This window comes from Streptomyces sp. NPDC002845 (genome assembly GCF_053591955.1).
The window spans coordinates 162064-180303 of record NZ_JBSFUU010000006.1 but is presented as its reverse complement, the minus strand read 5'-3'; the positions used below and the strand labels follow the sequence as shown (position 1 = coordinate 180303).

21 protein-coding genes are annotated in these 18240 nt (G+C 70.1%); 1 reads left to right on the top strand and 20 read right to left on the bottom strand.

What is annotated here, in order from left to right; translation table 11 throughout:
* Positions 1 to 118 precede the first annotated feature (118 nt).
* Both tsf and rpsB read right to left on the bottom strand, forming a co-directional pair.
* Positions 119 to 955, bottom strand: coding sequence for a translation elongation factor Ts (gene tsf, locus ACWD3C_RS06510; RefSeq protein WP_451140713.1), 837 nt, complete (start codon positions 953 to 955; stop codon positions 119 to 121).
* A 166-nt stretch (positions 956 to 1121) separates the two neighbouring features.
* Positions 1122 to 2009, bottom strand: a complete 888-nt coding sequence (rpsB, locus tag ACWD3C_RS06505) for a 30S ribosomal protein S2 (RefSeq protein ID WP_451140711.1) — start codon at positions 2007 to 2009, stop codon at positions 1122 to 1124.
* 351 nt (positions 2010 to 2360) lie between these two features.
* Here rpsB and ACWD3C_RS06500 point away from each other — a divergent pair, with 351 nt between their 5' ends.
* Positions 2361 to 2990: a murein hydrolase activator EnvC family protein gene (locus ACWD3C_RS06500; protein ID WP_451140709.1), complete on the top strand. Its 630-nt coding sequence runs from the start codon at positions 2361 to 2363 to the stop codon at positions 2988 to 2990.
* A 178-nt stretch (positions 2991 to 3168) separates the two neighbouring features.
* Here ACWD3C_RS06500 and ACWD3C_RS06495 read toward each other — a convergent pair whose 3' ends face one another.
* The 18 genes from ACWD3C_RS06495 to proS form a co-directional block, all read right to left on the bottom strand.
* A complete protein-coding gene (locus tag ACWD3C_RS06495; protein ID WP_451140781.1) occupies positions 3169 to 3726 on the bottom strand; it encodes a TetR/AcrR family transcriptional regulator in 558 nt (185 codons plus the stop codon).
* A 93-nt stretch (positions 3727 to 3819) separates the two neighbouring features.
* Positions 3820 to 4656 (bottom strand): RNA polymerase sigma factor WhiG, encoded by an 837-nt coding sequence (gene whiG / locus ACWD3C_RS06490; protein ID WP_451140707.1) that lies wholly within the window; start codon positions 4654 to 4656, stop codon positions 3820 to 3822.
* Positions 4657 to 4927: 271 nt separating this feature from the next.
* On the bottom strand, positions 4928 to 6088 hold the full coding sequence (dprA, locus tag ACWD3C_RS06485) for a DNA-processing protein DprA (RefSeq protein WP_451140705.1): 1161 nt from the start codon (positions 6086 to 6088) through the stop codon (positions 4928 to 4930).
* A 34-nt stretch (positions 6089 to 6122) separates the two neighbouring features.
* Positions 6123 to 7745 (bottom strand): YifB family Mg chelatase-like AAA ATPase, encoded by a 1623-nt coding sequence (locus tag ACWD3C_RS06480; protein ID WP_451140703.1) that lies wholly within the window; start codon positions 7743 to 7745, stop codon positions 6123 to 6125.
* Entirely contained in the window at positions 7746 to 8111 is a 366-nt protein-coding gene (locus ACWD3C_RS06475; RefSeq protein ID WP_451140701.1) for a YraN family protein, read from the bottom strand. It abuts the gene before it with no gap.
* A 149-nt stretch (positions 8112 to 8260) separates the two neighbouring features.
* The gene (locus ACWD3C_RS06470) at positions 8261 to 8569 is read right to left on the bottom strand and encodes a DUF2469 domain-containing protein (protein WP_003965949.1); all 309 of its coding nucleotides are present in this window, start codon (positions 8567 to 8569) and stop codon (positions 8261 to 8263) included.
* Between the two features lie 56 nt (positions 8570 to 8625).
* Positions 8626 to 9102 carry an NUDIX hydrolase gene (locus tag ACWD3C_RS06465; RefSeq protein ID WP_451140779.1) on the bottom strand — a complete coding sequence of 159 codons (477 nt, stop codon included), beginning with the start codon at positions 9100 to 9102 and terminating at the stop codon, positions 8626 to 8628.
* Positions 9103 to 9187: 85 nt separating this feature from the next.
* The gene (gene lepB, locus ACWD3C_RS06460; RefSeq protein WP_451140699.1) at positions 9188 to 9931 is read right to left on the bottom strand and encodes a signal peptidase I; all 744 of its coding nucleotides are present in this window, start codon (positions 9929 to 9931) and stop codon (positions 9188 to 9190) included.
* 92 nt (positions 9932 to 10023) lie between these two features.
* A complete protein-coding gene (gene lepB / locus ACWD3C_RS06455) occupies positions 10024 to 10926 on the bottom strand; it encodes a signal peptidase I (protein ID WP_451140697.1) in 903 nt (300 codons plus the stop codon).
* Positions 10847 to 11989, bottom strand: coding sequence for a signal peptidase I (gene lepB / locus ACWD3C_RS06450; protein ID WP_451140695.1), 1143 nt, complete (start codon positions 11987 to 11989; stop codon positions 10847 to 10849). Before lepB (ACWD3C_RS06450) ends, lepB (ACWD3C_RS06455) begins: the two co-directional genes overlap by 80 nt.
* Positions 11982 to 12770, bottom strand: coding sequence for a signal peptidase I (gene lepB, locus ACWD3C_RS06445; RefSeq protein WP_451140693.1), 789 nt, complete (start codon positions 12768 to 12770; stop codon positions 11982 to 11984). Before lepB (ACWD3C_RS06445) ends, lepB (ACWD3C_RS06450) begins: the two co-directional genes overlap by 8 nt.
* Positions 12771 to 12816: 46 nt before the next feature.
* The gene (gene rplS, locus ACWD3C_RS06440; protein WP_451140691.1) at positions 12817 to 13167 is read right to left on the bottom strand and encodes a 50S ribosomal protein L19; all 351 of its coding nucleotides are present in this window, start codon (positions 13165 to 13167) and stop codon (positions 12817 to 12819) included.
* Between the two features lie 134 nt (positions 13168 to 13301).
* Positions 13302 to 14135: a tRNA (guanosine(37)-N1)-methyltransferase TrmD gene (trmD, locus tag ACWD3C_RS06435; protein WP_451140689.1), complete on the bottom strand. Its 834-nt coding sequence runs from the start codon at positions 14133 to 14135 to the stop codon at positions 13302 to 13304.
* On the bottom strand, positions 14132 to 14677 hold the full coding sequence (gene rimM, locus ACWD3C_RS06430; protein ID WP_451140687.1) for a ribosome maturation factor RimM: 546 nt from the start codon (positions 14675 to 14677) through the stop codon (positions 14132 to 14134). Before rimM ends, trmD begins: the two co-directional genes overlap by 4 nt.
* Before the next feature lie 143 nt (positions 14678 to 14820).
* A complete protein-coding gene (locus ACWD3C_RS06425) occupies positions 14821 to 15057 on the bottom strand; it encodes an RNA-binding protein (RefSeq protein WP_451140685.1) in 237 nt (78 codons plus the stop codon).
* A gap of 2 nt (positions 15058 to 15059) precedes the next feature.
* Complete coding sequence (rpsP, locus tag ACWD3C_RS06420) at positions 15060 to 15485, bottom strand: 30S ribosomal protein S16 (RefSeq protein WP_451140683.1); 426 nt, start codon at positions 15483 to 15485, stop codon at positions 15060 to 15062.
* Between the two features lie 319 nt (positions 15486 to 15804).
* Positions 15805 to 16404 carry a hypothetical protein gene (locus ACWD3C_RS06415; protein ID WP_451140681.1) on the bottom strand — a complete coding sequence of 200 codons (600 nt, stop codon included), beginning with the start codon at positions 16402 to 16404 and terminating at the stop codon, positions 15805 to 15807.
* Between the two features lie 260 nt (positions 16405 to 16664).
* Entirely contained in the window at positions 16665 to 18080 is a 1416-nt protein-coding gene (gene proS, locus ACWD3C_RS06410) for a proline--tRNA ligase (RefSeq protein ID WP_451140679.1), read from the bottom strand.
* Positions 18081 to 18240: the final 160 nt, after the last annotated feature.

Below are 18240 nucleotides of genomic sequence, written 5' to 3'. Positions count from 1 at the left end.
CATGCGCGGCAATGGCCTCCTCGTCAGATCTGCTGTCGTCCGCCACGCGCGCGCGTGGCGTCGTACGCGGACGACTGCTTCGACCCTAACCGGGTCGCGCGTCGATCGCGGTACGGACTCAGATGCCGACCTTGATGCGCGTGAAGCGCTTCAGGGTGACACCGGCCTCGTCCAGAACCTTCTGGACGGACTTCTTGTTGTCGAGCGCGTACGGCTGACCGAGCAGCGTGGCGTCCTTGAAGAAGCCGTTGAGGCGACCCTCGACGATCTTCGGCAGGGCGGCCTCAGGCTTGCCCTCGGCGCGGGTGGTCTCCTCGGCGACACGGCGCTCGGACTCGACGACGTCGGCCGGGACGTCCTCCTTGGAGAGGTACTTCGGCGCGAAGGCGGCGATGTGCTGCGCGATGCCCTTGGCGACCTCGGCGTTCGGCTTGTCGAACTCGACGAGGACACCGATCTGCGGCGGCAGGTCGGGCATGGTGCGGTGCATGTACGCCGTCACGAAGCCGTCGGCGAACTGCGCGAAGCGGTCCAGGACGATCTTCTCGCCCAGGTTGGCGTTGGCCTCGTCCACGAACGCCTGGACGGTCTTGCCGGGCTCGATCTCGGAGGCGAGCAGGGCCTCAAGGTCGGCCGGGGAGGACTTGGCGACGTGCTCGGCGATGGCCTTGGCCGCGGCCTGGAACTTGTCACCCTTGGCGACGAAGTCCGTCTCGCACTTCAGCTCGACGAGGACACCGGAGGAGTTGTCGTCGGCGATGATCGAGACGACGGCACCGTTCTCGGCGGAACGGCCCTCGCGCTTGGCGACGCCCTTCTGGCCCTTGATGCGGAGCGCCTCGACGGCCTTCTCGACGTTGCCGTCGGCCTCGTCCAGCGCCTTCTTGCAGTCCATCATGCCGGCGCCGGTGAGCTCACGGAGCTTCTTGACGTCGGCGGCGGTGTAGTTCGCCATGATCTGTGAATCTCTTCTCGGAGTTCGAAGTCTCGAAGTCGGCGTCCGCCGCGGCTTGGCGGGCGTCCACCAAAGATCTACGGGCTACGAAGATCTGGGGGCTACGGGTGAACGGCGGGTGGCGCGCTCGGCGCCGCCCGCCGTCACCTCAGCCGTACGGCCGGTGTCAGGCCTGCTCGGCGGCATCGGCGGCCGGAGCGTCGGCAGCCGGGGCCTCGGCAGCCGGAGCAGCCGGGGCCTCGGCGGCGGCCTCAGCCGGCTTCTCGGCCTCGTCAGCCTTCTTCTCGCCCTCGAGCAGGTCGCGCTCCCACTCGGCGAGCGGCTCGCCCGCGGCCTTCTCGCCCTTCGCCTCGGCGGCGACGCCGGAGCGGGCGATGAGGCCCTCGGCGACGGCGTCGGCGATCACGCGGGTGAGCAGGGTGACGGAGCGGATCGCGTCGTCGTTGCCCGGGATCTTGTAGTCGACCTCGTCGGGGTCGCAGTTGGTGTCGAGGATGGCGACGACCGGGATGTTGAGCTTCCGGGCCTCGCCGACCGCGATGTGCTCCTTCTTGGTGTCCACGATCCAGACGGCGCTGGGCACCTTCTGCATCTCGCGGATACCACCGAGGGTCTTCTCCAGCTTGGCCTTCTCACGCGAGAGGACCAGGAGCTCCTTCTTGGTCAGACCGGAGGCCGCGACGTCCTCGAAGTCGATCTGCTCCAGCTCCTTGAGGCGCTGCAGACGCTTGTAGACGGTCGAGAAGTTGGTGAGCATGCCGCCCAGCCAGCGCTGGTTGACGTAGGGCATGCCGACGCGGGTGGCCTGCTCAGCGATGGCCTCCTGCGCCTGCTTCTTCGTACCGACGAACATGACCGTGCCGCCGTGGGCGACGGTCTCCTTGACGAACTCGTAGGCGCGGTCGATGTACGACAGCGACTGGAGCAGGTCGATGATGTAGATGCCGTTGCGCTCGGTGAAGATGAAGCGCTTCATCTTCGGGTTCCAGCGACGGGTCTGGTGACCGAAGTGGACGCCGCTTTCCAGCAGCTCCCGCATCGTGACGACGGCCATGGCCGTTCTCCTTGAATTTCTCGGTTGTGCCGCGGATGCCGGATAGCGCCCGCGCCTGACGCCCACGTGCGCCGTGCCGCAAAGGACCGAGAGGCGCTGACACCGGCCTGTACTGGCCTTGTGTCGGGGCGTGCGAAGTCGACCCGGTGACCCGGATCGCCACAAGAAGTGTACGGGACCGGCGAGGGGCCGGGTGACGCCGATATCCACAACCGACCGGTACTCCACAGATCCCGGCCATGATCGACCGAGCTGCGGCACGGTTCTGCCATGACTCGGAGGCGATCTCACCAGCGACCTCACTGGCGAACTGACTGGCAGACAAAACGACGTGTACGTACGGGGCTGGCGGTGCTGCTGGGCCTGGCGGTCACCCTCTTGGGGGCAGCCCTTCCGGCCACGCCATCGGCGACGGCCGTACCGCGAGAGGCGACGGAACCACCCGGGCCGGACGCGCGGCCCGGCACCGGCACACCGGGCGAGCCGGGTGCACCGCCGGGCCCGCCGACGTCCGAGGCGACGGTTCCTGCCATCGGGCGGACCTGGCCCGTCGGCCTGCGCCCCTTGGTCGTACGCGGCTGGGAGCCGCCGGCCACGCCGTACGGGCGGGGCCACCGGGGCGTGGACCTTGCCGCGGCCCCGGGCACACCAGTGCGAGCCGTCGCCGCGGGGCGGGTGTCCTTCGCGGGCAGGGTCGCGGGCCGAGGCGTCGTCTCGGTCGAACTGACGGGCACCGGAGCCCCACCCCTACGGACGACGTACCAACCCGTCCAGCCCTCGGTCCACAAGGGCGACACGGTCGCCGCGGGCGACCCCCTGGGCACCCTCGAACCCACCCCGTCCCACTGCCACCCGACGCCATGCCTCCACTGGGGCCTGCTCAGAGCCGAGACCTACCTGGACCCACTGTCACTGCTACCGCCCTGGCTGCTGCGAAGGGGTCCGTCGAGGCTGCTGCCGGTGATCGGGGTGCCCGAATGACCGCGGGCGGTATCTGCGAGCCGTGGCCGGCGCGGCTACGGCTGCCGAGCCTGCTTGGCTGCGGGCAATCGTGCCGCTGGGGCGACGCCCATCCCAAAGAGAGCGGCACCCGGCAAGCGCCGGTAAGCGTCCCAACCCCCGAGCTCAGCCCCAGTGAAGGGCATCGAAGGACAGGACCTCAGCCTCGAACCCCCCGCAGAGCCATCGCAACCGCCGCCTCAGTGATCGCCGAGGGTTCCTCCGCCGCACCGAGCTCGATCCGCCGGACAGCCGCGTCGACAACCCCCTGGAGCAACATCGCGGCCAGCCGCGGCTCAGCGTGCCCCATGGCGGCCAACGCCTCGACGATCATCGCGATCAGGCCACCGTGCGTCGCGCGGATCTTCTCGCGCGCCCCCGTATCGAGCTCACTCGCGGAGATGGCGACCACGGCCCGGTGCCGCCGGTCCCCGACCAGCGCGAGCTGCTGCCGCACATACGCTTCGACCTTGCCCTCGGGGCTCTCCGCGAGGGCCATCGCGGCCTCGACCTCGGCCGCCCAGACGGGAAAGTCGACCTCGCAGAGCTCTTCGACGACGGCGGCCCGCGAACGGAAGTACTCGTACACGGACGACCGCGCCAGCCCCGTCCGCTCGGCGAGGGCCGGGAAGGTCAGCGCCTCCGTCCCGCCCTCGGACAGCAGGGACCGGGCCGCGTCCAGCAGGGCGGCTCGCTGCATCGACCGGTGCTCGGCCACGGAGGCCGCTCGAATCCTTGGCACGCATCCACTGTACGGACGGACCGCTGACCTGGGGAGCCGCTTCCCCCGACCGGTTGCCGTCCAGCCAGGTCAACGACCGAAACTCGCCAGCTTCGCCCGCAGCTGGAGCACGGACTTGGTGTGGATCTGGCTCACCCGGCTCTCGGTCACCCCGAGCACATTGCCGATCTCCGCGAGCGTGAGCCCCTCGTAGTAGTACAGCGTGACGACGGTCTTCTCCCGCTCGGGCAGCGTGTTGATCGCCCGCGCGAGAAACCGCCGCAGCTCCCGGTCCTCGGCGACCTCCACGGGATTGTCCGCGGCGGTGTCCTCCAGCGTGTCCATCAGGCTCAGCCGGTCGCCGCCCTCGCCGCCGACGTGCAGCAGTTCCTCCAGCGCCACCACGTTCGCCAGCGACAGCTGGCTGAAGACGGCGTGGAGGTCGTCCACCGCGATCCCCATCTCGGCGGCCACCTCCCCCTCCGTCGGGGTGCGCCGCAGCCGCGCCTCCAGCGTCGCGTACGCCCGCTCGACGTTGCGCGCCTTCTGCCGTACGGACCGCGGAATCCAGTCCAGCGCCCGCAGTTCGTCGATCATCGCGCCCCGGATCCGGGTGATCGCGTACGTCTCGAACTTGATCTCCCGGTCGATGTCGAACTTCTCGATCGCGTCGATGAGCCCGAACACCCCCGACGAGACGAAGTCCGCCTGCTCGACATTGGCCGGCAGACCCACGCTGACCCGGCCCGCGACGTACTTGACCAGGGGCGAGTAGTGCAGGATCAGCTGCTCGCGCAGCCGCTCGTCGCCCGTCGTCTTGTACGACCGCCACAGCTCGTCGAGCGTCGAGGGGGCGGGCGGGCGCACGCTGCCGCGAGCGGCGGGGGGAACTGCCGCCCGGTCCGACCCGGAGGTGTGCTGGGGCATTCGTCGCCTTGTGCCGTTCTGCCGTGAACTGGTGGTGCCTGGGTGAGCTGTCGGTCTGATGCCGAGTTGCCTGTCTGCCTCGGAATCCTCGTGAGCGTAGCGTGACTGGAGCGTCGCAGTGCGCGAAGGGCGGGGGATCGCTCGTACGCGGATACGTTCTGCGGGGCGCTCCTCCCGGTCATGCCGGTCGCTGTGCGTGACCGTCCAGAGGTGCCAACTGCGGGAATTCCCAAGGCCATCGGCTTTCCCCCGGACGGCCGAACACGCTCGGTCAGCATCGCCTCCCATCCGGCGAGACGGAGATCATCGCCTGGCGTGTCAACTTCCAGCCGTCGCCATGTCGTTCGACGTAACCAAGTGCTCGGAGTTCGTACAGTCTCCCGACCGCGTCGTCGACGCTCGTGCCCGCGCCGCGGGCGATCTCGTCGCCTGTGGCCGTCCCGCGCCCGGGGAGCGCGGCGAGTACGTGTCTGGCGTCGGGGTCGAGCAGATCGCGGGGCAGCACCGGCCCGAGCCGGTCCGGTGCCAGCTCCCCGATGTCACCCACCAGTTCGGCGACTTCGGCGGCGTCGGTCACCAGCTCGGCGTCCCCGCGCAGCAGTTCGTGCACTCCCGCCGACAGACCACTGGTCGCCGGCCCGGGCACTCCTATCGTGTACCGCCCCATCCGTTGCGCGGCCCGGGCCGTGGCGAGGGCCCCGCTGCGGTGGGCCGCCTCGACGACCACGGTGCCTCGCGTCAGTGCGGCGATGACCCGGTTCCGCAGGACGAACCTGCTGGGTGTCGGATGGTCCCCGGGTGGCAGCTCCCCCACCACGAGCCCCTGTTCCGCGATACGCCTGATCAGCTCGGTGTGCCCCCGCGGATACGGCCGGTCCACCCCGCAGGCCAGCACGGCGACGGTCGCCCCGTCGGCCCCGAGCGCCCCGCGATGGGCGGCACCGTCGACTCCGTAGGCACCGCCGGACACGACGACCCATCCCCGCTCGGCGAGTCCGGCGCCCAGCACGGCCGCCATGTGAGCCCCGTACTCCGTACAGGCCCGCGCCCCGACCACGGCCACCGACCGCAGGGCCCACATCCGCAGGCCGGCCCGTCCCCGTACCCACAGCCCGGTCGGCCGGGCGTCTTCCAGGTCGTCCAGCTGAGCGGGCCACTCCGGGTCGCCGGGCACCACGAACCTCGCCCCCGCTGCCCGCGCCCGTGCCAGGTCCCGCTGCGGCTCGGCCCGTTCGGCGCGGGCGCGCAGCCCCGCCCAGCGCTTCTCCGACGCCCCCGGCAGCGGCTTCCCGCCACCGGTGAGCCGCCGTACGACCTCCCGGGCGCCGAGCTCCCGCAGCCAGCGCCCGCCTAGTTCGTCCCCGGGTTCGACGACTCGGGCGAGGAAGACCCGGTCGAGCCGCTCGGTCTCCGGCACCCCGCCCTGGGTCACGGCCGCCCTCCCCTCACCGTGCCGACGCGGGGCCTCATGACAGTGCCCCGATCGCCATCGGCACCCCGCGCGGAACCCCGGTCCGCAGTTGCAGGGCCAGGCCGACGTCGCCCGCGTCGGGGCGTTCGTGGCCCACGAGGTCGGCGACGGTCCAGGCGACCCGCAGGACGCGGTCCAGCCCCCGTGCCGTGAGCACGCCCCGTTCCAGGCCCCGCTCGGCGTCGTCCATCGCTCCCGGCGCCGCGTGCCACCGGCTGCGCAGCTCACGCCCCGGCACCTCGCTGTTGGTCCGCCATGGAGTGCCCGCCAGCCTCGCGGCCGCCCGCTCCCTGGCCGCCCGCACCCGATCGGCGACCGTCGCCGTGGAGTCGCCCCGCGCCCCGCGCTCCGTCAGCTCGGAACGCGTGACACGGTCCACCTCGACCCTGAGGTCGACACGGTCGAGCAGCGGACCGGAGAGCCGGGCCTGATAGCGGCGGACCATGGCGGGTGAGCACTCGCACAGGTCGTCCCGCTGCGAGAAACGCCCACACGGACAGGGATTGGCGGCGAGCACCATCAGGAACCGCGCCGGGAACCGCACGACGCCCGAACTGCGCGCGATCACCACGTGCCCCGCCTCCAGGGGCTGGCGCAGCGCGTCCAGTGCCTGGCTGCTGAACTCGGGAGTTTCGTCGAGGAAGAGCACTCCGCGGTGGGCGAGCGAGACCGCGCCCGGCCGTGCGACGCCCTGTCCACCGCCGACGAGGGACTGCATCGTGGCCGAGTGGTGCGGGGCGCAGTAGGGCGCGATGTCGACGAGCGGCTTGCCCGCGGGCAGCAGTCCGGCGACCGAGTGGACCGCGGTGACCTCCAGCGAGTCCTGTCGGGTGAGCCGCGGCAGGATGGCCGGCAGCCGCTCGGCGAGCATGGTCTTGCCGGCGCCCGGCGGTCCTTCCAGGAACAGGTGGTGTCCGCCGGCCGCGGAGACTTCCACCGCGGTCCGCGCCGAGAGCTGGCCGACGACGTCGGCGAGGTCGTGCCCCTGATCGTGCTGCGCGGCCCCCACGCTGTGCATGCCCGTGGCCGCGCCCGCGCCCGGCATGCGCAGCCCGGCCGTCAGCGGGTCCGGACGGCCTTCGTCGGGTTCCTCGTCCGGTACGGGTTCGTCCGTGAGCACGGCGATCAGCTGGCGCAGACTGCGCACGCCCAGCACCGACACCCCGGGGACGAGAGAGGCCTCAGCCGCCGAGCACTCCGGCACCACCACCTGCGTGTAGCCGACGTCAGCGGCGGCCAGCACGGCCGGCAGGATGCCGCGCACCGGACGCACCCGGCCGTCGAGCCCCAGCTCCCCGATCATCACGATGTCGGAGAGCACCCCCGGATCGATCCGCTCCGAGGCGCCCAGGACGGCGCAGGCCACGGCGAGGTCGAACCCGCTGCCGGCCTTGGGCACCGAAGCGGGGCTGAGGCCCACGGTCAGTTTCTTCTGGGGCCACTCGGCTCCGGAGTTGACGACGGCCGCCCTGACCCGGTCCCGGCTCTCCGTCAGGCTCTTGTCCGGCAGCCCCACCAGCGTGAAGGCCGCGACCCCGGGTTCCAGGTCCGCCTGGACCTCGACCACCACGCCCTCGACACCGACGAGGGCCACGGAACACGTACGGGCGAATCCCATTCAGGCCACCCCCCGCGCGTGCTCGACGACGGGCGCGCCGCGCTTGGGCAGGACAACCCCGACGAGGTCGATGCGGACGCCTCCCGGCGGTGCGCCTCCGTGTTCCTGGAGCCAGCGTTCGGCCAGGCCGCGCAGGCGTTCCGCCTTGGCGGTCGTCACGCCCGCCATCGGGTGTTCGAACGCGCCCGCCCTGCGGGTCTTGACCTCGCAGACGACCAGCGCGTCACCGTCGCGGGCCACGATGTCGATCTCACCGGTCCTGCCACAGCGCCAGTTGCGCTCCAGGACCGTCATCCCGGCCTCGGCCAGCCGCCGCGCGGCCAGCTCCTCGCCGTACCTGCCGAGTGCGCCTCGTGCCTTGTTCATGTCGGCACCACCTCCGGCGCCAACGATGAGGGCAGATCAGTCCGCTGGTGGATCTTGGTGGACAACCGGCCGGTTGTGGATATCTCCGTCACTCACACGAGTGCGGCGATGTCGGCGATCGCCATCCCCACCCCTGCCCATGCACGGGCTCACCCACCCGGCAGCTCCAGATCGCTCTTGTTCAGCTCCTCGATGTTCACGTCCTTGAACGTGAGCACGCGGACCTGTTTCACGAACCGGGCCGGCCGGTACATGTCCCACACCCAGGCGTCCGCCATGGACACCTCGAAGAACACCTCGCCCTGGACCGAGTGCACCTGCATCTCGTAGTCGTTGGTGAGGTAGAAGCGCCGCTCGGTCTCGATCACGTATTTGAACAGACCGACGACATCGCGGTACTCCCGGTAGAGCTTCAGCTCCATCTCGGTCTCGTACTTTTCGAGGTCCTCGGCGCTCATGGCATGTTCCCCTTCAGCCGTGCGATCCCACCATTGTGCGCCAGTCCCGTGCGCTTCTAGACGATTTCGGTGTCGAGGACCACGGGCCTGGCCGGGGGACCCTCGTCGAGCAGTCTGCGCAGCAGCTCGGCGAGTCTGGTCGGATACACAGTCTCATGTGACCGGTCCAGTTCCCCGCACGTCCACCAGCGAGACCCGGCGACGCTGCGTCGTTCCAGCTCCGTCAGCCCCGCGGCCGCGGTCGCCGTCCGGGTCGTACGGGCCAGGTAGTACCACTCGTCCTGGTCCCAGCGGCGCCCGGCGAACGGGAAGGAGCACACCCGCCGCCACAGCACCGGGCCGAGCTCGACATCTGTGATTCCGGTCTCCTCCGCGAGCTCCCGCAGGGCGGCCTCCTCGCGCGTCTCGTCGCCCTCCAGGCCGCCGCCGGGTGTGAACCACCAGTCGTCGGCCGGATCGTCCGGCTCGTGCCCGTGCAGCAGCAGGATGCGCTCCCGGGGGTCCAGCAGGATGACCCGGGCGACCTTGCGCAGGCCCCCGTCGCCGCCGTACGACGCGCTCGGCCCGCCGCCGTACGACGCGCTCGGCTCACCGTCGTACGAGACGCCGTGCGGCTCCTCAGCGCGCACCGGCGAGCTCCGTCCGCTGCTTGCCACGCCTGCCCACCCGCTTGGCGACCGGACCGTACGCCGCCCCGCCCAGGACGAGCACCGCGCCCACCACGATCGCGATGGTGATCAGCCGCAGCGGGCCGGGGGACGACAGCGGGCCGACGGTCTCGAAGCCCGTGGGGCGGGCCAGCATGCCGTCCATGGGCCAGACGACGGCGTCCACGCGGGCGTCCACCGCGCTGCGCGCCACCGTGCCGTTGAAGGCCTCCGTGAGGTGGGCCGTGGAGTCCAGGGAGCCGCTGCGCTCGTCACCGAGGAGGAACAGCCGTCCCTCGGGCACCGTGATCTCGGGGATGCCCATGGCCTCGGCGTCCTGGCCCTCGGGCAGATACGCCTCGTCGATCTTCTTGCCGTTGACGGTCAGCTTGCCCTCGGTGCAGCAGGCGACCTTGTCGCCGCCGACCGCGACGACCCGTTTGACCATGGGCATGTCGCCCCAGCTCTCCTGCCGGAAGACCACGACGTCACCGCGCTCGATCTCGCCGCCGTCGATCCGCTCGGCGAGGACCCGTTCCCCGGCCGTGATGGTGGGCGCCATGGAGTCGGTCGGCACGGTGTACGGCTGGTAGACGACCACGCCCCAGGCGAAGCCCCCGAGAAAGAGCACACAGCCGAGGGCCACGGCCAGCCCCGACAGCGTGCTGCCGAGCCGTCCGTGGCCCTCGTCCGTACGACGTGTCGTCCCGCTCATCCCAGTGCTCCCCCGCGTCGGAGAATCGATCTCACGGCCCGCCGGACCCGAAACCCCGGGGCCGTGGAAGATCGGCGATCTGGGATCGCACCCTACCCGGCGGTACCCGTGCCAGAAACCCTCGGGTTTCCGCCGGTAAGCAGGCGGCGCCGGCGCCACAGCACCAGCGGGACCGCGCCCGCGAGGCCGAGCGCGCCGGGGGCGGCGGCGCTGAGGTCCTGGTCGAAGGTGTCGGGAATCGGCAGCGTGTCCCAGCGCGTGGGCGGCCAGGCGATCACGATGGCGCGGCCCACGACGTTGTCCACGGGCACGAAGCCGTCGTTCTTGTCGCTCTGGTGGTAACGGGAGTCCAGCGAGTTCTGCCGGTGGTCACCCATGACCCAGATTTTGCCTTCGGGCACCGTCACCTTGAACTGGCCGCCCTGGTCGTCGACGCTGCACGGGGTGTTCCCCGGGTACACATGCGGCTCGTTCAGTGCCTTGCCGTTGACCTTCAGCGGGCCCGTGCCGTTGCACTCGACGGTGTCGCCCGCGACGCCGACGACCCGCTTGATGAGGTCCTTCTCCTCGGCGGACGGCATCAGGCCGATCCAGGTCAGGACCCGCTGTGCGGGGTTGGGGTCGGGCGTGGGCTCGCCGATCAGCCAGTTGTCGGGGTCGTGGAAGACGACGACCTCGCCACGCTCGGGCTCGGAGCCGAACCACGGGGTGAGCTTGTCGACGAGGACCCGGTCGCCCTGCTGGAGGGTGTTCTGCATCGAGTCCGAGGGAATCGAGAACGCCTGCACCAGGAAAGTCTTGATCAGCAGCGCGAGCACCAGAGCGATACCGATGAGAATCGGCAGCTCCTTCAAGAAGGACCGCTGCTTCTTCTGGGGCCCCCGCCCCTGCCCGCCGTCCGTCGAGCCCGGGGAGTCACCCCCGGAGCCCCCTGAGCCCTCGGAACCGTCCGCGCCTCCGGAACCGCCGGAACGCTCGGAACCTTCGGAGTTCACGGCATCCTCCGCGGCCGGGGAAGCCGCTCCGTCGGGCCGCTCCGGCTCTTCGGGACCACCGTGCCCGGACCGTGCGCCGACCGCCACATCCCCCACATCCACTCCTCACGCCGTACCGCCGCCCACGCCGCATCCGGCGCAGGCCCACCACTCCCATAACGAGCGGGAGTTCCGCAGGGCTCGGGAGCGGGATCAATCCGTATCGATCCGCGGACGCCACCCTATGCGACGTACCCATGGCGGTGGTCGACCCGCTCGGCACGGACGCATATGTGTCCGTCTCCTCCAGCTGCCCCCAGTGGCCGAGGGGCCAGGCGATGACCACGGCCCGGCCGACGACGGAGTCCTCGGAGACCGTACCGCTGTACTGCTCGCTGCGGTGGTAGCGCGAGTCGGCGGAGTTGGCGCGGTGGTCGCCCATGACCCACAGGCGCCCCGGGGGCACGGTCACCTCGAACGGGATCGTCGACGGCTGGTTTCCGGGGTGGACGTACGACTCATTGATCGGCATGCCGTTGACGGTGACGCGCCCCTGCGTGTCACAGCACTTGACGGTGTCGCCGCCGACCGCGACGACCCGCTTGATCAAGTCGCGTTCGTCCTCCGACGGAAGCAGGCCGATGAACTGGAGTCCCTGCTTGACCTGCTTGATGACGATCGGGTCCTCCTGCTGAGGCGTCGTCTGCTCGCCCTCCAGCCAGCCGCCGGGGTCCTCGAAGACGACGACGTCACCGCGCTGCGGCTTGGAGCCGAACCACGGGGTGAGCTTGTCGACCAGGACGCGGTCGCCGATCTGGATCGTCTGCTCCATGGAGCCCGACGGGATCACGAAGGCCTGGACAAGGAAGGTCTTCAGCACCAGGGCTATGAAGACGGCGACACCTATGAGGAGCGGGATCTCCTTGACGGCCGAACGGCGCCTGCGCCGCTTGATCTTGCGGGCGAGCTTGCGCCGCTCGACACGGCTCGGCCGGGCGGCCCCGCCGGCCCGGCGGGTTCCGGTGGGCAGCAGGGTTTCGGCGGGGCTGACGGGGGCCCCGCGCGGTTTACCGCGCTTACCCATGGGCACCGTCCGCCTTGGTCCGCTGATGCGCCGCGGGGGCGCCGGGCACGCGCGCGTAGACGTCGGGCCGGGTCAGCCGGGTCCAGTGGTCGGTCGGCCAGGCGATCCACTCGGCGCGGCCGATGACCGCGTCCACCGGGACCATGCCGCCGCCCGGTGACCCGAGGTGGTCGCGGGAGTCGCTGGAGTCGCCTCGGTGGTCACCGAGGACGAAGAGGGTGCCGCCGGGCACGACGACGTCGAAGGGCACGTCGGACGGGCTGTCCCCCGGGTACAGAAATGACGACTCGTCGACCGACCGGCCGTTCACCTCAAGCCTCCCCTCCATGCCGCAGCAGACCACGTGGTCTCCCCCTACACCGACGACGCGCTTGATGTAGTCGGCGTTCCCGAAGTAGCCAGTGCCGTCGAACACAACGACGTCACCGCGCTGCGGCTCAGAACCAAAACGGTACGCCAACTTATTTACGAGAACGCGGTCCCCGATCCTCAATCCGCGCTCCATGGAGCTGCTGGGAATCTGGAACGGCTGCATCACAAAGGTGCTGAGCAGCAGCAGGAACAGCAGGCAGACCAGCGCCGTCAGGGTGATCCGCCCGCCGGGGAGCCAGTCGGCGGCCCTGGCCGGAAACACGAAACGCGACCGTCCCTCCCGCTCCTCCGTGGCCGAGGTCTCCTCGGGGCCGTCCTCCGGGGTGTGACCGGAGTGGCCCGAGTACGTCTCGACTGCGGAAGGGCGGGAAGAGCGGTCGCGCTCCCCGTGCTGTGCTTCGGTGTCCATCGGGGCCAGATCGTATCCGGCCCTCCTAGGACACTTAAGCGCGCGCTCAGTTCTCGCGCTTCTCCTTGATCTTCGCCGCCTTGCCGCGCAGCTCGCGCAGGTAGTACAGCTTGGCGCGGCGGACGTCGCCCTTGGTGACGAGCTCGATCTTCTCGACGATCGGGGTGTGCACCGGGAAGGTGCGCTCGACGCCGACGGAGAACGAGACCTTGCGGACCGTGAAGGTCTCGCGGACACCGGCGCCCTGGCGGCGGATCACCACGCCCTTGAACTGCTGCACACGGGAGCGGTTGCCCTCGATGACGCGGACGTGGACGTTGACGGTGTCACCCGGGCGGAAGGCCGGGATGTCGCTGCGCAGCGACGCCGAGTCGAGGGAGTCGAGCAGGTGAGACATTTCGTCTGCTTTCTTCGCTGATGCCACAGGTCATCAACGGGAGCTGGGTTTTGTATGAGAGGTGCTGCCGCGTCGAGGCGGGCGTCGTGTCCCCCTGTGGCAGGGGCGCACGCCGGACGACGTACAGCAGCGGTCTATTCTTCCATGCCCTCTGGCCTGCGCCAAAATCGGCCGTGGGCCTTCCCCTCGGGGTCCGGCGCCCACCCCAGGATGGAGAGCATCTCGCGGTCCTTCTTGTCGAAGACGGACGGGTCGCAGCGCTCGATGAGGTCGGGACGGTTCGCGGCCGTACGGCGAAGGGCCTCGTCGCGGCGCCACCGGGCGATCTTCCCGTGGTGGCCGCTGAGCAGAACGTCCGGGACTCCGCGTCCACGCCACTCGGGGGGCTTGGTGTACACCGGCCCCTCCAGGAGGTTGGCCATGGCCCCGGGGGCGAAGGAGTCGTCCCGGTGCGACTCGACGTTGCCCAGGACACCGGGCAGCAGCCGGGCGACGGCCTCCGTGATGACGAGAACGGCCGCCTCGCCGCCCGCGAGCACGTAGTCGCCGATGGACACCTCGTAGACGGGCATCCGGTTCGCGTACTCGTCGATGACACGGCGGTCGATGCCCTCGTAGCGGGCGGGGGTGAAGACCAGCCAGGGGCGCTCGGAGAGCTCGACGGCCAGGGCCTGGGTGAAGGGGCGGCCGCTGGGGGTGGGGACGATGAGGGCGGGCCCGTGGGAGCCCGTCTCATAGCCGTCCGCGAGGACGTCGTCCAGGGCGTCGCCCCAGGGGTCGGTCTTCATGACCATGCCGGGGCCGCCGCCGTACGGCGTGTCGTCGACCGTGCTGTGGCGGTCGTACGTCCAGGCACGCAGATCATGCACGTGCACATTCAGCTGTCCACGCGCGCGTGCCTTGCCGACGAGGGAGACGTTCAGGGGTTCGAGGTACTCGGGGAAGATCGTGACGACGTCGAGTCTCATGCCTCGTCGTCCCTCGACGACGCGATCTCAGCACGATCGTCGATCAGACCGGGCGGCGGGTCGATGACGGCCCGCTGCTCCTCCAGGTCGATCTCGGTGACGATCTCCTCGACGAACGGGATCAGGACCTCGCTGCCGTCGGGCCGCTCCACGATGAAGAGGTCCTGCGAGGGCAGATGCGAGATCTCGGTGATACGGCCGACCTCCGCGCCGTCCGCGGTGACGACGTCCAGGTCGATCAGCTGGTGGTCGTAGTACTCGTCCTCGCCCTCGGGCAGCTCCTCCGGGTCCACCTCGGCGATCAGGAGGGTGTTGCGCAGGGCCTCTGCGGCGTTCCGGTCGCGTACCCCCTCGAAGCGCAGCAGGAGGCGGCCGCTGTGCACCCGGCCGGTCTCGATGGTCAGCGGGCCGGTGGCGGCCGGGTCGGTGGCCAGGACGGCGCCGGGGGCGAGCCGCAGTTCCGGCTCGTCGGTACGTACCTCGACGGTGACCTCGCCCTTGATGCCGTGGGCGCGGCCGATCCGTGCGACTACCAGCTGCACGTGTCTTGCTCCTGCTTGGGAAAGTGCCCGGGGCCGGAGGCGGCTTGCACCACCTCCGGCCCCGATACATCAGCCATTGATTGAGGAACCCGGACGGCCGGCGACCGCCTCCGCGAGAGCGGCGGCGACTCGGCCGCACGGCCTCAGACGTGATCCACGTCAACGAGGTCGACGCGGACACCGCGGCCGCCGATGGCGCCCACGACGGTGCGCAGGGCACGCGCGGTGCGGCCGTTGCGACCGATCACCTTGCCGAGGTCGTCGGGGTTGACCCGGACCTCGAGCACGCGCCCGCGGCGCAGGTTGCGCGAGGCGACCTGCACATCGTCAGGGTTGTCGACGATGCCCTTCACGAGGTGCTCGAGAGCCTCCTCGAGCATGCTCAGGCCTCAGTCGACTCAGACGAGGACTCAGCGGCGGCCTCGTCCTTCTTCTCAGCCTTCTTCTTCTGGGTGATGGCCTCACCCTTGCCCTCGTCGTCGCCGCCGAGAGCCTCGAACGACGGACGCGTGGACTTGACGGCCGGCTCCAGCAGCGGCGCCGGGGCGGGCTCGCCCTTGTACTTCTGCCAGTCGCCGGTCTTCTTCAGGATGGCGAGCACCGGCTCGGTCGGCTGGGCGCCGACGGAGAGCCAGTACGCGACGCGCTCGGAGTCGACCTCCATGCGCGACGGGTTCTGTACCGGGTGGTACAGACCGATCTCCTCGATGGCCCGGCCGTCACGGCGGGTACGGGAGTCGGCGACGACGATGCGGTAGTGAGGCGAACGGATCTTGCCCAGACGCTTCAGCTTGATCTTGACTGCCACGGGAGTGGGTTCTCCTGGTTTTGACGTGGTTGGGCACGGCGAGACGGCCGCGTGGGGTTGCGGTACCCGAGTGCCCGATGGACGCGTCAGCCGGAGGAGAGAGGGGTCCTGTGCGGCTGTCGAGTACAGCTGGCCATTCTGCCACACCCTGCGGGTTACTTCCGGCCGAGGGTGCGTCCGCCCACGCCTGAGCGGCACCCGGCGTGGAGACGACCATGCCGGGTGCGTACGGCGGGTGCCGTCGCGGCGGCACCCCGGCGGCCGGCGCCGCGTGTTCGTCCGGCACCCACGAGATGCCGGGTCTGATCACACGAGCCGGTCAGCCTGCCGCGCCCACGACCTCCGGGATGCGGAACGGCTTGCCGCAACCGCCGCACACGATCGGTGCCTGGGCCAGGACCGACGGAACCACCCGCACGTTGCGGCCGCAGTCGCACACCGCCTTCACGCGGACGCCTCCTCCGGAGGAGCCGTGACGGGCGGCCGGACCGCGGAAGGAGCGGGCGGTGTCGGCGGACGTGGCTGCCGTGTGTGCCTTCAGGGCGCGCTGGAGGCGCTCGATGGTCGGGCGATAGCGGCGCTTCGCCTCGGGGTTGAGCGTGACCAGGGAGAAACCGCTGCTGGGATGCGGCTCCTCCGGGTGGTCCAGGCCCAACTCCTCGGCGATCGCGAGGAATCTGCGGTTGTGGTACCGGCCGGCGCGCGAGGTGTCGCGGACTCCGCGTGCGGCGGCGATGCCGTGGACTGCCTCATGGAGCAGTCGCTCGAAGGAGAGCTCGTGCCCACACGCGGACGACGACTCCCCGATCAGGGACTCTGGCGCGGCGAGGTCAGGCAGCTCGGGGTGGTACCGCTGAATGTCGGCCCACGCCTCTGCCAGCTCCGCGGCGAGAACAGGTGGTGTCTGTGTCGTGCTCACGTAATGACAACGAGCCTGAGTGCCGCTGTGTTCCGATTCCGGGCCATCTCAAATAATTTGCACTTACCCGTCAGTTGCCACTGATGCGGTCCGACGAGGGCGGGTGCGCTGATCTGCGGAGAAGCCTCACAGCTCATACCAAGGCGGTACGTAGCAACAGATACGCCCCGGCGCGTAGACGATGTCCGCACGCCGGGGCACCTGTGGTCATCAGATGCGCAAGGGGCGTTTCGGTCGCTCTCCCGACGGAACGGGTTGTCCTAGTAAGCGCGCGCCACGACGGCGACGTTACCGGGTGCGTCGTCGGTGTCCGGCACCGACCCGTCCTCGGCGACCAGACACCGTACGGTCGCCGCGTGCTCCGCGAGCCTGGCCTCGCCCTCTTCACCGAGCACGGCCCACGGGACACGCGCCCAGCCGCCGGCCGTGGCGGCCTCGACGGCCTCCTCGATCGTCGACACGTCCGACGTACGGGACTCACGGCGCTCACGCGACTGCGTCAGCAGCAGCGCCTGGTCCTCTTCGAGGACAGCGGGCACCAGGCCGACGAGCGAGTCGACCGCCACCGGCTCCTTGGCGCCCCGGATGCGGCGGGCCAGCATCGCGGTGCCGTTCTCCAGGTCACGGGGGCCGACCTCGATCCGTACGGGGACACCCTTGAGCTCCCAGTCGACGGCACGGCGCCCGAACGGCGTGTCCGTACGGTCGTCCACCTGGACACGCACACCCGCCGCCTTCAGCCGGTCGCCGAGCTCGCGGACCTTGGCCAGAACCGCATCGTCGCCCTTGATCGCGAGGACGACGACCTGGACGGGCGCCAGGCGGGGCGGGACACGGAGGCCGTTGTCGTCGCCGTGCGACATCACCAGGGCACCGATCATGCGGGTGGTCGAGCCCCAGGAGGTCTGCCAGACGAACTCCTGCTTGCCTTCCTTCGACAGGTACTGGGTGTTGAAGGCCTTCGCGAAGTTCTGGCCGAGCTCATGGCTGGTGGCCATCTGGAGGGCCTTGCCGTCACCCATCATGCCTTCGAGCGTGAGGGTGTTGATGGCCCCGGCGAAGCGCTCCTTGACGGTCTTGCGGCCGGGGACGACGTCCATCGCGAGGACGTTGACCATGAAGTCCTCGTAGACCTCGCGATGGATGCGGGCGGCGAAGTCGCGGGCCTCCTCATGAGTGGCGTGCGCGGTGTGCCCCTCCTGCCACAGGAACTCGGTCGTACGGAGGAAGAGACGCGGCCGCAGCTCCCAACGGACGACATTCGCCCACTGGTTGATCAGCAGGGGCAGGTCACGGTAGCTCTGCACCCACTTCGAGAAGTAGTCATTGATGATCATCTCGGAGGTGGGACGGACAACCGCGGACTCCTCCAGCTCCTTGCCGCCGCCGTGCGTGACCACCGCGAGCTCGGGCGCGAAGCCCTCGACGTGCTCGGCCTCCTTGGTGAAGTACGACTGCGGGATCAACAGCGGGAAGTACGCGTTCTGCGTGCCCGTCTCCTTGATCCGGGCATCCATCTCGGCCTGCATCCGCTCCCACAGCCCGTACCCGTACGGTCGGATGACCATGGTCCCGCGCACCGGGCCGTTGTCGGCCAACTCGGCCTTGGTGATCAAGTCCTGGTACCAGCGCGGGAAATCGTCCGCCTGGGGCGTGAGAACGGGTGCCTTTGCCATGGCGCGATGGTACGGGCACAGGTTGCCGGAATGTGAAATCTCGCCGGACGCACGGCCTGTGCGCAAACCGGGCGCCACAACCCCTGGACGCGACGACAGGTGCGGAGTTTCCTGGCATACGGGGGGACATACGGGGGAGTGCGAGCGCACTGTACGGGGG